Consider the following 14,974-nt stretch of genomic DNA (forward strand, 5'->3'; position numbering starts at 1 on the left):
AGTTGCGTCAACAGAGGCAGAACGGAGTGATTGATGAGTTCATTGGCCACGGACCGCGTCGACCAATGTTCATCCGGCGAATTTTCGGCACAACCGTTCGCTTTGTCGCCGGCGCAAACGGCGCTCTGGTACGCGCAGCGGATCCGCCCGGATGTGCCGCTGACCATCGCCCAGTATGTGGAGATCCACGGTGACCTGGATGTCGGGCGGCTGCTCTACGCGATCGAGCGCTTCGGCGCCGAGACTCAGGTCGGCCAGATACGGCTGCTGGAGATCGATGGCATCCCGCATCAGCGCGTCGACAACACCCGCCGCCCCGGCTGGGCCCGGCTGGACCTGCGCGCCGAGGCCGATCCGAAGGCGGCGGCGCTGCGCTGGATGAACGAGCACGCCAGCTCGCCGATCGATCTGGAGCACGATCCGCTCACCACCAATGTGGTGCTGCGGACCGGAGATTCGGACTACATCTGGTACGCCCGTGCCCATCACATCGTGATCGACGGCTACGGCGCGATGAACGCGCTCACCCGCACCGCCGAGATCTACACCGCGGTGGAGAACCACACCGAGCCGGTGGCCTCGCGGGCCACCCCGCTGGTCGAGATGTACGCCGACGAACTGCGCTACCGCGATTCCAGCCGGTTCCGCGCCGACCGGGACTACTGGCTCGAGCAGCTGGCGGGCGCGGGCGAGCCGATGAGCCTCAGCGGCGCCACCGTCACCGCCGCGACGCACGAGGCGGGCAGGCGCACCGCCACCGGTGTGCTCGACGACCGGTGCCAGTCCGCGATGAACGAGGCGACCGCCGCCTTCGGCACTGCCAACTCGGCACTGTTCGTCGCCGCGCTCGGCACCTATGTGCGGTCGGTGACCGGCAATCCGGATGTGGTGCTGAGCCTGCCGGTCTCCGCGCGCACCACCGTGTCGCTGCGGCGCTCGGCCGGTGTGGTGTCCAATGTGGTGCCGATCCGGCTGAAGTTCACCGCCGACACCACCGTCGCCGACGTGGTGAAGGCCACCGAACTGCAGATCACCGGCGCGTTGAGACATCAGCGCTACCGCCACGACGACATCCGCCGCGACTGCGGCTACTCCCGCGACGCGCGCGGCTTCTTCGGCCCGATGGTCAACATCATGTTGTTCCACAACGAGCTGAAATTCGGCAGCCTGGTCGGCTCGCTGAATGTGCTGGCCACCGGCCCGGTCGAGGACCTGTCGATCAACCTGTACAACGGCGTCGGCAACCGCATCCACGTCGACTTCGAGGCCAACGCGCGGCTCTACAGCGAGACCGAGGTGGCCACCCACCACGACCGCTACCTCGATTTCCTCACCCGCTTCCTCACCGCCGCGCCGGACACCCGCGCGGAGACGCTCACCGCGATCACCGCGGCCGAACGCAGCCGGGTCCTCGCCGACTGGAACGCCACCGAGACCCCGCCGCACCTCGGCACGCTCGCGAGCCTGTTCGCCGAGCGGGCCGTGAGCTGCCCCGACGCCGTCGCCCTCGAATTCGGCGACGAGACAGTTACTTACGCCCAGCTCGACGACCGCGCCAACCGGCTGGCCCGGCTGCTGATCACCCGCGGCGCGGGCCCGGAGACGTCGGTCGCGCTGTGCCTGCGGCGCAGCATCGAACTCGTCGTCGGCATGTACGCGATCGTCAAGTCCGGCGCGGCCTACCTGCCGCTGGACCCCGAGCACCCGGCCGAGCGCATCGAGCAGATCGTGCGCCAGGCCGCACCGGTCTGCGTGCTCACCGCGGACCGTGACGCGCTGGCCCTGTCCGTGGGCAGCCTCGCCATCGACGCGGTCGACCTGTCGGGCTTCGACGGTGCCCCGATCACCGACGCGGACCGCATCGCCGCCCTGCGGGCCGACCACCTCGCCTACGTCATCTTCACCTCCGGGTCGACCGGAAAACCCAAGGGCGTCGGCGTAACCCACGCCGCGATCGTCAACCGGTTGCGCTGGATGCAGCACGAGTACCCGCTCGACCACACCGATGCGGTATTGCAGAAGACCCCGGCGACTTTCGACGTCTCGGTGTGGGAGTTCTTCTGGCCCTTGCAGGTCGGCGCGCGGCTCGTCGTCGCCGAGCACGACGGGCACCGGGACCCCGGCTATCTGGCCCGGCTCATCACCGAAAAGCACATCACCACAGCGCATTTCGTGCCGTCCATGCTGTCGGTGTTCGTCACCGACACCGATGTGCGCGGCTGCACGGCGCTGCGTCAGGTGTTCTGTAGCGGCGAGGCGCTGCCCGCCGCGACGGTCCGCGACTTCTACGCCGCGCTGCGTTCGCACACACCGCACGCTGCCGACCCCAAACACCATCCCGCGCTGCACAACCTCTACGGCCCGACCGAAGCCGCGGTCGACGTCACCTACTGGCCCTGCCCGGCCGACCCGGCGAGCGTGCCGATCGGTTCGCCCGTCTGGAACACCCAGACCTACGTGCTGGACGCCCGGCTGCGGCCGGTGCCGCCCGGCGTCGTCGGCGAGCTGTATCTGGCCGGCGTGCAGCTGGCCCGCGGCTACCTCGGCCAGCCACGCCTCACCGCCGACCGCTTCGTGGCCAACCCGTTCACCCCGGGCGCCCGGATGTATCGCACTGGCGACCTGGCCCGCTGGCAGCTCTCGGCCGAGCGCCCCGGAGTGCTGGAGTACATGGGCCGCAGCGACTTCCAGGTGAAGATCCGCGGCTTGCGCATCGAACTCGGCGAGATCGAGGCGGCGCTGCTGGCCGACGACCGGGTGGCCAGGGCGGTCTGCGTGGCACATACCGGGCGCAACGGCGACGAACTGGTCGCCTACGTCGTCGCGACCCCGGACGCCGAGGAGTATCGCCCGCCGACCCCGTCGGCCAGCGCACCGCATCCGGTGTCCCGGATCGACACGGCCGCGCTGCTGACCGCGCTGCGTCGCACCCTGCCCGCGTACATGGTGCCGTCCGCGCTGATGGAGCTCGACGAGCTGCCGCTCAGTGCCAACGGCAAGATCGACCGCAAGGCGCTGCCCGCCCCCGTGGTGGGCTCGCGCTCGGCAAGCAGGTCGACCGCCGAGCCGCGCACCGAGGTGGAGCGGGTACTCGCGGGCATCTTCGCCGAAGTGCTGGGCACCGACGACTTCGGTGTCGAGGACAGCTTCTTCGACCTCGGCGGCAACTCGCTGATCGCGGCCCGCGCGGTGGCCAGGATCAATGCCGCGCTCGGCACCGGTCTCACCATCCGCGACCTGTTCGAGGCCTCGACCATCGCCGCGCTCACCGAGTGCTTCGCCACGCACACCACCGACGTCGCCTCGCCGAAACTGGTTGCGGGCGAACGGCCGGAACGGATTCCGCTGTCGCTCGCCCAGCAGCGCCTGTGGATCCTGAACCGGTTCGCCGAACACGCAGCGGCATACAACATGCCGTTGGCCGTCCGGATCGAGGGCGCCCTCGACGTCGACGCATTGCGCGCCGCGCTGATCGACGTGATCGAACGGCACGAGAGCCTGCGCACCACCTTCCCGGAGGCCGCCGACGGACCGTGCCAGCTGATCCATCCGGCCGCCGAGATCCCGCTCACGCTCGACCCGATCGACGCCACCGGCGCCGACGTCGCGGCGCTGGCCACCGAGTTCGCCGGCTACGGTTTCGATCTGCGCATCCAGGCGCCGATCCGGGTGGCGCTCTACACCACCGGGCCGGACCAGTGGGTGTTTCTCCTTGTGCTGCACCACATCTGCGGTGACGGCTGGTCGATCGCGCCGCTGGCCCGGGATCTGATGACCGCGGTCTCGGCGCGTACCGAGGGTGCCGCGCCGAAGTGGACACCGCTGCCGGTGCAGTACGCCGATTTCGCGCTGTGGCAGCGCGAACTGCTCGGCAACGAGGCCGATCCGGCCAGTGCGCTGAGTGCCCAACTGACCCACTGGCGTTCGGCGCTGGCCGGGCTGCCGGACCAGCTCGACCTGCCGCTGGACCGCCCGCGCCCGCTGCGTCGCTCCACCACCGGCGCCCGGGTCGAGTTCACCATCGCCCCGGAGATCCGGCGCGCCGCAGGCGAACTCGCGGCCTCCCGCGGCGTGAGCATGTTCATGGTGCTGCACGCCGCGCTGGCGACGCTGCTTTCCCGGCTGTGCGCGAGCACCGACATCGCCATCGGCACACCGATCGCGGGCCGCTCCGATCCGGCGCTCGACGAGCTGGTCGGCATGTTCGTCAACACGCTGGTACTGCGCACCGAGGTGGACCCCGCCGCCGGCTTCGACCGCATGCTCGACGTGGTGCGCGAGGCCGACCTCAACGCCTTCGCCAACGCCGACGTGCCGTTCGAGCGGCTGGTCGAGGTCGTCAACCCGGAACGCTCCGCCGCCAGGCATCCCCTGTTCCAGGTGATGCTGTCCTACGACCGCGCACCAGACCTGCGCGTAGAGCTGTCCGGCCTGCGCGCCGAGGTACTGCCCATCGTCTCCGACATCGCCAAGTTCGACCTGCAACTGGTGGTGCACGACGACATCTCCGACGGGCCGCTCACCGCCGAATTCGGTTATGCCACCGATATTTTCGACAAGTCGACGGTCGAGTCCTTCGCCCGCCGCTTCGTCGCCGTACTCAACGCGGTGGTCGCGGCACCTAGCCTGCCGATCGGCGACCTGACCATCCTGGACCGTCGCGAACTGGCCAACCTGGTGCCGATCGCGGGCTCGCCCGCCGAGCCGTTCAGCACGCTGGCCCAGCTGCTCACCGACACCGCCGAACGGCTGCCGGACGCGGTGGCGGTGCGCTACCTCGGCACCGACACCACCTACCGCGAGCTCGACGAGACGTCGAACACGCTGGCGCGCGCCCTGATCGAGCACGGCGCGGGCCCCGAGGTGGTCGTCGCGATCGCGCTGCCACGCGGCTTGGACGCCATCACCGCGGTGTGGGCCGTCGCGAAAACCGGTGCGGCCTATGTGCCGATCGATCCGGGCTACCCCGGCGAGCGGATCGCGCACATGATCAGCGACTCCGGCGCCATGCTGGGCTTGACCGACGCGAAATGCCTTGCGGCCATGCCCGAATGGCCCGCGCCGCGCGGTAAGCACCGCAAGCACTCGGTCGATTGGCTGGTGCTCGGCTCCGCGGAGCTGGCCGAAGAATCGCTGAACTACACCAGCGCGCCGATCACCGACGCCGACCGGCATCTTCCGCTGTGCACGGTGCATCCGGCGTACCTGATCTACACCTCGGGCTCGACCGGCACGCCGAAGGCCGTGGTGATCACTCACGCCGGGCTCGCCTCGCTGGCGAACGAGCAGATGCATCTGTTCGGCGTCTCGGATTCGGCACGGACACTGCACTTCTCGTCGCCGAGCTTCGACGCGTCGGTGTTGGAGCTGCTGCTCGGGTTCGCCGCGGGCGCGACCATCGTCGTCGCCCCGGCCGACCTGTACGGCGGCACCGAGCTCGCGGCGTTCCTGCGGGCGGAACGGGTCACCCACGCCTTCATCACCCCCGCGGCGCTGGCCACCGTGCCCACCGAGGGCCTCGAAGAGCTCGAAGCGGTCATCGTCGGCGGCGAGGCGTGCGCCGAGGAACTGGTGGAGACCTGGTCGGTCGAGCACCGCATGCACAACATGTACGGGCCGTCCGAGGCGACCGTCGCGGCCACCGCGACCGGGCCGCTGGTGCCGGGACGCCCGGTGCCGCTGGGCAGGCCGATCCGCGGCATGCGGTTGTTCGTGCTGGACGGGCGGCTGCACCCGGTGCCGCCGGGGACGCCGGGCGAGCTGTACCTGTCCGGCCCCGGCCTGGCGCGCGGCTACCACGGCCGCTACAGCCTGACCGCGCAACGCTTCCCGGCCAACCCGCACGGCAGGCGGGGCGAGCGCATGTACCGCACCGGCGACCTGGTGGTCGTCGAGCCGGGCGGGCAGCTGCGCTTCCTCGGCCGCGCCGACGACCAGATCAAGATCCGCGGCTTCCGCATCGAGCTGCGCGAGATCGACCATGTGCTGCGCGCCCATCCCGGGGTGAGTTTCGCGCTCACCGTGGTGCACACCGACGAGCAGGGCCAGCCGCGGCTCGCGTCGTACGTGACCGCGGACGAGCCGGTGACGGCGGCGGAGGTGGTCGAGACCGCGCGCCAGCGGTTGCCCGGATACATGGTGCCCGCCTCGGTCACCGTGCTGGACGAGCTGCCGGTCACCCCGGCGGGCAAGCTGGACCGAAAGGCGTTCCCGGAGCCCGTTTTCGCCGCCATCGGCTCCTCCCGTGCACCGAGCACGGAGCTGGAGTTGCGTGTCGCGGCGGTGTTCGGCGACATCCTCGGCCGCCCGGTCACCGGCGCGGAGGACAGCTTCTTCGACGTCGGCGGTAACTCGCTGCTGGCCACCCGGCTCGCCGCGGCACTGCACGCGGAGTTCGGGGTCGACCTGCCGGTGCGGGCGATCTTCGAGGCGCCGACCGTCGCGGGCGTCGCCGAGCGGCTCACGGAAGCGCCCCGGACGCAGCGGTTGGCGCTGGCTGTGCAGACCACGCGTCCGGGACGCATTCCATTGTCGCTGCCGCAGCAGCGACTGTGGTTCCTCAATCGATATTCTCCCGAATCGAGCGCATATAACATCGCTTTCGTTATCCGAATCTCCGGCGATCTGGATGTGCCCGCGCTGCGTGCGGCGCTCACCGACCTGGTGGAGCGGCACGAGGTGCTGCGCACGGTGTTCCCGGAGGACAACGGCGGGGCGCAGCAGTCGGTGCTGCCGACCGCTCGCGCGCTGCCGACGGTCGAGCCGATCGACACCGACGACGCCGGCGCGGTGGCCGCGTTGCGCACCCTCGCGCACACCGGCTTCGATCTCGTCCGCGACACCCCGCTGCGAACGACATTGCTGCGCACCGGCTCCGAGCGCTACCTGCTCGGCATCGTGGTGCATCACATCGCCGCCGACGGCTGGTCGCTCGGCCCGCTGACCAGGGACCTGGCCGCCGCGTACGTGGCAAGACACGAGGGCTCCGCCCCCGGCTGGGCGCCACTTCCGGTGCAGTACGCCGACTTCGGGCTGTGGCAGCGCGCCTGCCTCGGCGACGAGAACGACCCGGGCAGCCTCGCAGGCAACCAACTCGAGTACTGGCGGACCGCGCTGGCCGACCTGCCTGCGGAACTGCCGCTGCCCTACGACCGCCCGCGGCCCGCGGAGCCGACTCAGCAGGCGGGCGCGGTGAAATTCACCGTGCCGGAACCGGTTCAGCACGCCCTCGCCGAACTGGGCAGGGATCAGGGCGTCAGCATGTTCATGGTGCTGCGCTCGGCACTCGCCGTGTTGCTGCGCGCGGTGACCGGCGGCCGCGACATCGTGATCGGCACGCCGGTCGCGGGCCGCACCGACACCAAACTCGACGAGTTGGTCGGCATGTTCGTGAATACGCTGGTGCTGCGCTCCGATGTCGATCCGGACCGCACGTTCGCCGGCCTGCTGCGCGCCGATCGGGACACCGAGCTGGCCGCGATGGCGCACGCCGACATTCCGTTCGAGCGCATCGTGGAGGAGTTGGGCGGGGAGACACGCAGTTCCGGGCGGCACCCACTGTTCCAGGTGGCGCTGAGCGTGCAGGACGGACCCGTCCCGACGTTGGAGTTGCCCGGTCTCGCACTGCGCGCCGAGGAACTCGACATCGCGCTGGCCAAGTTCGACCTGGAGTTGCGGGTCGCCCACATCGGCTGTGACGCGGGGCCCGGCGAGCCCGGACAGGCCTTCGAATTCGTCTACGCCGCAGAGCTGTTCGACGAATCGACGATCCACACGCTGGCCGACCGGTTCCTGCGGGTGCTCGCGGCGGTCACCGCCGATCCGCGCGTCCTGGTGCGCGACATCGACACTCGCACCGAGCGGGAACGGCGCCTGTTCGCACCGGCGACCGGCGGCGCGACCATGCCGCAGTGCACGCTGCCCGCGTACTTCACGGCGACCGCGCACATGCACCCGCATCGCACCGCCCTGCGGTCGGGCACCACCACGCTGACCTACGCCGAGGTGGACCGCCGCTCGAACCGGTTGGCGCGTGCTCTCATCGCGCGGGACATCGGCTCGGGTGACCGGGTCGCGCTCGGGCTCACCCGCTCGATCGAGTCGGTTCTCACCGTGCTCGCGGTGGTCAAGACCGGCGCCGCGTTCGTACCGGTCGACCCGACCTACCCGACGGACCGGATCCGGCACATGCTCACCGACGCGGGCTGCTGGGTCGGCGTTACCGTCGCCGCGCATGCCGAGCAGCTGCACGCGGCCGCCTCGGAAGGCCCGGTGACCGACTGGGTGCTGCTGGACGATCCCGACTTCGCCGCCGAACTGGACAGCCACGACGACGCGCTGGTCGACGACCTCGACCGGTTGTGCACCATCGAGGTGGACGATCTGGCCTACCTGATCTACACCTCCGGTTCGACCGGAAAGCCCAAGGGCGTCGCGGTCACCCACGCGGGGCTGTCCAATTTCGCGGACGAGCTGCGCGACCGGATGCGGGTCGACCGCGAATCGCGCACGCTGCACTTCTCCTCGCCCAGCTTCGACGCAGCGGTGCTGGACCTGCTGCTCGCGGTGGGTTCCGGTGCGGCCATGGTGATCTGCCCGCCCGGGATCTACGGCGGCGACGAGCTGGCCGCGCTGCTGGAACGGGAGCGGATCACGCACACCTTCCTGACCCCGGCCGCGCTGTCCACCATCGACCGGGACCGCTGGCCGCTGCCGCAGCTGCGTGCGCTGATGGTCGGCGGGGAGGCGTGCTCGCCCGATCTGGTTGCGCGCTGGGCGCCGGGCCGGGCCATGCTCAACGGTTACGGGCCGACCGAGATGACGGTGGTCGCGAGCATCGCGTCGCTGACCGCCGACCGGCCCGTCACCATCGGCACGCTGGTCCGCGGGGCGCGGGCGCTGGTCCTCGACGAGCGGCTGCGTCCGGTGCCGGTGGGCGTGCCCGGCGACCTGTACCTCGGTGGGCACGGCGTGGCCCGTGGTTACTTCGACCGATTCGGGCTCACCGCAACGCGTTTCGTCGCCGACCCGTTCGGCCCGGCCGGCGCGCGGATCTACCGCACCGGTGACGTGGTGCGCTGGAACAACGCGGGCGAGCTCTACTATCTCGGCCGCAGCGATCATCAGGTGAAGGTGCGCGGTTTCCGTATCGAGCTCGGCGAGATCACCGCCGCGCTCGGCGAGCATCCCGGCGTGCGGTTCGCGCACACCGAGGTGCGGCAGATCGCGGGCGTGGATCGGATCGTGTCGTTCGTGCAGCCCTCCGACGAGCACTCAGGTGTGGATGTGGAGGCGGTGCGCGCCCATGTGGGCGCGCTGTTGCCGTCGCACATGGTGCCTGCGAGTATCACTGTGCTGGAACACATCCCGCTGACCCCGGTGGGCAAGCTGGATACCGCCGCGCTGCCCGAACCCCGGCTCGTCGCGGACGTCGCGTCGCGTGCGCCGGAGACCGCATCGGAGCTGCTGGTCGCCGAGGTGATGGCGGAGCTGGTCGGCGTCGACGCGGTGCACGCCGACGACAGCTTCTTCGACATCGGCGGAAACTCGCTGCTGGCAACGCAACTCGTCGCCCGGCTGGCCGCGGCGACGAACATCCGGCTCGAGGTGCGCACCGTGTTCGCCGCGCCACGGGTGGCCGAGCTGGCGGCACTGCTCGACTCGGGTCCCGGTGGCGCGGAGGCGCGCCCGGCCTTGGTGCGTTGCCATCGTCCCGAGCGGATTCCGTTGTCGGCGGCGCAGCGTCGGCTGTGGTTCCTGAACCGGTTCAACGGATCCGGTGAGGCGGCCGAGCAGACGGCGGGCGCGTACAACGTGCCGGTCGTGCTGCGGATGAACGGCAAGCTCGACGTGGACGCGTTGGTCATGGCGCTGCACGCGGTGCAGGCCAGGCACGAGACGCTGCGCACCGTGTTCCCCGAGACCAACGGCGAACCGGCCCAGCAGGTGCTCGATCTGGCCGCCGCCGCGATCACGCTGTTCGTCGCGACGGTTACCCCGGGCGAGGTCGACGATGCCGTACGTCGTTTCGCCGCACCGGGATTCGACCTGGCGGGCATGGTGCCGATGCGGGCCGCGCTGATCTCGGTGTCGCCCTACGGTGACACCGGCGTGCAGAACCCGGCCGAGGTGTCCGACGAGCACGTGCTCGTGCTGGTGGTGCACCACATCGCGATTGACGGCTGGTCGCTCGAGCCGCTGGCGCTCGATGTGGCGACCGCCTACCGGGCGGCCTGCGCGGGGCGGACACCCGAGTGGACCGAGCTCACGGTGCAGTACGCGGATTACACACTGTGGCAACAGGATGCGCTCGGTGCCGAGCATGATCCCGGCTCGGTGCTGAGCCGCCAGCTCGACTACTGGCGGCGCACCCTGGACGGCAGCCCAGAGCTGTTGACCGTGCCCGCGGACCGGCGGCGCCCGCCGGTGCCGTCCTACCGAGGCGGGCTGGTCGAATGCGCGGTCGACGCGAACCTGCACCGGGCGCTGCGGACCGTGGCGACCAGCAACAACGTCAGCATGTTCATGGTGCTGCACGCCGCGCTCGCGGTGCTGCTGCACCGGATGACGGCCAGCGACGACATCACCGTCGGCACGCCCATCGCCGGGCGCGGGCACCCCGCGCTGGACGGGCTGATCGGCATGTTCGTCAACACGCTGGTGCTGCGCACCCGGATCGATCCGGATGCCAGGTTCACCGATCTGCTGCACACCGTCCGCGACACCGATCTCGATGCGTTCGCGCACGCCGACGTGCCGTTCGAGCGGCTGGTCGAGGTGCTGAATCCGGCCCGGTCCCAGGCGCATCACCCGTTGTTCCAGGTGATGCTCTCGGTGCAGAACCGGCCGGTGCGCGGGCTCGACCTGCCCGATCTGCGGATCGAGGCGGCCGATGTGGATACCGGTATCGCGAAGTTCGATCTGCAGTTCACGCTCACCGAAACGCAGACGCCGGAACGGGATCCGGCGGGCATCGCGCTGTCGGTGAACTACGCGAGCGATCTGTTCGACGAACAGACGGCATTGCGGCTCGGCAAGCGGCTCACCAGGTTGCTCGCCGCGGTCGCCGCGAATCCGACTACGGCCGTCGGTGATCTGGAGCTGCTGGATCCCGCCGAATGGTCCGGGCTCGCCCCGGTCCGCGGTGCGGAGCCGGACCGGCCGATCACCTTCCCGGAGGTGTTCGAGGCGGCGGTGAACGTCGACCGCACGGCGATCGCGTTGCGCGCCGAGGACACTCAGGTGAGCTACGACGCGCTCGATCGATGGACGAACCGGTTGGCTCGGGTGCTCATCCGGCAGGGTGTCGGGCCGGAAACACTGGTGGCGCTGGGTATTCCGCGATCGGTCGAGTCGGTGGCCACCGTGCTCGCGGTGGCCAAGGCGGGTGCCGCGTTCGTGCCCGTCGACCCGCTGTACCCGGCACACCGGATCGAGCACATGCTGTCGGATTCCGGTGCGCGACTGGGCATCACGCTCGGTGACTACCGGGAAGAGCTGCCCGACGGTGTGGAGTGGATCGTGCTGGACGACGCGCACTTCCGCGGGGTCGTGCTCGACACGGCGGATGCGCCGATCACCGCGGCGGAGCGCATTGCGCCGCTGCGGGTGGACAATCCGGCGTACGTGATCTACACGTCCGGTTCCACCGGGACCCCGAAGGGGGTGGTGGTCACCCACGGTGGGCTGTCCAACTTCGCCGCCGAGACCGCGCAACGGTTCGAGGTCCAACCGGGTTGCCGCGTACTGCATTTCGCGACGCCGAGCTTCGACGCGGCGATGCTGGATCTGCTGTTCGCGCTCGGCGGCGCGGCCACGCTGGTGATCACACCGCCCGGTGTGGTCGGCGGGGAAGACCTGGCCAGGGTGTTCATCGAGGAGGCGATCACGCACGCCTTCATCACCACCTCGGCGCTGGGCACGGTGGACCCGACCGGGGTCACCTCGCTGCGGCACGTGCTGGTCGGCGGCGAGGCGTTGCCGCCGGACCTTGTGACGCGATGGGCGCCGAACCGCAACCTGTACAACGTGTACGGGCCCACCGAGACGACCATCGTCACGGTGATCGGGCAGCCGTTGACGCCGGGCGGGCCGATCACCATAGGTGGTCCGATCCGCGGGGTCAATGCGGCGATCCTGGACACGCGTTTGCATCCGGCCCCGGTCGGCGTCACCGGCGAGTTGCATCTGGCCGGTGCCGCGCTGGCGCGTGGCTACCTGAATCGGCCGGGGCTCACGGCGCAGCGGTTCGTCGCGAATCCCTATGGCAAGCCGGGGGAGCGGATGTATCGGACCGGCGATCTCGTGCGCTGGTGCGCCGGGCAAGCCTCGCTGTCGGCGGGGCGCAGCACGGGCTCGGGCCGGGAGATCGAGTATGTCGGCCGCACCGATCATCAGGTCAAGATCCGCGGTTTCCGGATCGAACTCGGCGAGATCGACGCGGCGCTGGCGCGGCACGGGGCGGTGGAGTTCGCCACCACCATCGGGCATCGCACGCCCGCGGGTACCACCGCGCTGGTGTCGTATGTCAAGGCGCGCAACGGTGTCGAGGTGACGGCGGTCGAGCTCACCGACCACGTCGCCGGGCTGGTGCCGAATTACATGGTGCCGCAATCGATCATGCTGCTCGACGAGGTACCGCTCAGCCCGGTCGGCAAGCTGGACCGGAAAGCGTTGCCGGAACCGGTGTTCACCGCCGCCGAGGGGTACCGGGCACCGGCCACGCCGACAGAGGTCGCGCTGTGTGCGGCGTTCGCGGCGGTGCTCGGTTTGGAAGTGGTGGGCGCCGACGACGGATTCTTCGAGCTCGGCGGCAACTCGCTGCTGGCCACCAAAGTTGTTGCGCAGGTGCGGGCGAACGGCCTGGATCTGCCGGTGCAGTTGATGTTCGGCGAGGCGACTCCGGCGGCGATCGCCGCGCGTCTCGACGGTTCGGGTGCGGGTATCGCGGCGGCACTGGGGCCGGTGTTGCCGATCCGGCCGACCGGCACTGCGGCACCGCTGTTCTGCATCCACCCCGCGATCGGGCTGTCCTGGTGCTACTCGGGGCTGCTCGCGCACCTCGGGCCGGACCGTCCGGTGTACGGGTTGCAGGCGCCGCACGTCGCGGGCGAGGACGGGTTCGCCTCGATCGCCGAGGCCGCGGGACAGTATGTGGCACATATCAAGTCGATCCAGCCGACCGGGCCCTACCACCTGCTCGGCTGGTCGCTCGGCGGCCTCATCGCGCACGAAGTGGCGGTGCGGTTGCAGGAGTCCGGTGACCAGGTCGCGCTGCTGTCGATGATGGACAGCTACCGGCTCTCCGACGCCTGGCTCGAACACGCGATCCCGAGCGTGGCCGAGATCATCGAGGAGTTCGGCAGCGATCAGCTCGACACACCGATCGATCCGGCAATGAACCTGCGCGACGCGGCGGAGCTGCTGCGTACGCGGCCGGGACCGTTCGCGGCGCTCACCGTCGAGCATCTCGAACGGCTCTACGCGGGTTACACCAACGGCACTCTGCTCGCGCACAGCTTCCGGCCCCGCGTCTTCGACGGCGACCTGCTGTTCTTCTCCGCCGCCGCGGACGAGATCAACCGGGCCGACCCGGAGCGCCGCGCTCTCGCTTGGCAGCCGTTCGTTACCGGCGACGTCCACGATCACGAACTCCCGTGCAGGCATTCGGCGATGACCGCACCCGAATCGCTCGCCGCGATCGGCCCGGTGCTGCGGCGCCGGCTGGACGGCGAGCCCGAGCACCCGTCCGCCAACGGGTTGCATCCGGTCAACGGGGACGCGAAGCGGGGCAAGAACGGCTCACGATCCGAGAAACCTGCCATCGGGATCCGAAAGAAGGAGAAGCAAAGGTGAGTAGACCGGACTGGATGGTGGGGGGAGTCGTGAGCGAGGGGCGGCGAGTGAGCCGAGGACCCGGTGCGTCCAGGCGCACGGCGGAGCCGAGTGCTAGCGAGGTGGAGTCGTGAGTCTGGCAGTCGAAGTGCTCGGTCTGGTCAAGAGCTACGGCAAGATCCGGGTGCTGGACAATATCGACCTGCAGATTCCGGCGGGCACCGTGATGGGTCTGCTCGGGCCGAACGGCGCGGGTAAGACGACCACGGTCCGCATCGTCACCACGCTGCTGCGCCCGGACAACGGGTCGGTGCGGGTGGCCGGGGTGGACGTGCTGCGGAATCCGGGTGCGGCACGGCGGCGGATCGGGTTGTCCGGCCAGTACGCCGCGGTCGACGCGAACCTGTCCGGGTACGAGAACCTGCGCATGGTCGCGCGGCTCTACGGCATGTCGCACAGTGCGGCCACCAGCCGGGCCGAGGAACTGTTGAGCGCGTTCGGGTTGGACCACGCCGCGCACCGCCGGGCAGGCACCTACTCCGGTGGTATGGCGCGGCGACTCGACCTGGCTGGTGCGCTCGTCGCGCGGCCCGCGGTGGTGGTGCTCGACGAACCGACCACCGGACTCGATCCACGCGGCAGGCTCGACATGTGGCGCGTCATCGGCGATCTCGTCGACGACGGCACCACCGTGTTGCTCACCACCCAGTACCTGGAAGAGGCCGATCTGCTCGCGGACCGGATCACCGTCATCGATCGCGGACGGGTCATCGCTCGCGGCTCTGCGGACGAGTTGAAGATGTCCATCGGCGGCGACCGGCTCACCGTCACCCTCGCCGCAGGACAGGACGTCAAGCCCGCCTTGACCGTGCTCGCGCAGGTCGGCATCGGCGAGCCCAGTCACGAGGCGGGCACCGACGAGGCGTCGATCGTGGTCGGCGACGGCTCGCGCACCATGGTCGAGGCGCTGCGCAGGCTCGACGATGCGGGCGTGTGCGTGGTGGACGCCAACGTGCACCGCCCCAGTCTGGACGACGTATTCCTTTCTCTCACCGGCACGCCGGCCCGCGACGGGGCCGACCGCCAGCCAGAAACCGATGACGTACAAGAGGAGATTCTGTCGTGACTGCGGTGGTCGATA

2 protein-coding genes are annotated in these 14,974 nt (G+C 70.0%); both read left to right on the forward strand.

The window, feature by feature from the left end:
- The first annotated feature begins 33 nt into the window (after positions 1-33).
- Complete coding sequence (locus tag NN4_RS04235) at positions 34-13,854, forward strand: non-ribosomal peptide synthetase (protein WP_147128640.1); 13,821 nt, start codon at positions 34-36, stop codon at positions 13,852-13,854.
- A 109-nt stretch (positions 13,855-13,963) separates the two neighbouring features.
- The gene (locus NN4_RS04240) at positions 13,964-14,959 is read left to right on the forward strand and encodes an ATP-binding cassette domain-containing protein (RefSeq protein ID WP_147128641.1); all 996 of its coding nucleotides are present in this window, start codon (positions 13,964-13,966) and stop codon (positions 14,957-14,959) included.
- Positions 14,960-14,974 lie beyond the last annotated feature (15 nt).

This window comes from Nocardia ninae NBRC 108245 (assembly GCF_007990755.1).
GTDB lineage: Bacteria > Actinomycetota > Actinomycetes > Mycobacteriales > Mycobacteriaceae > Nocardia > Nocardia ninae.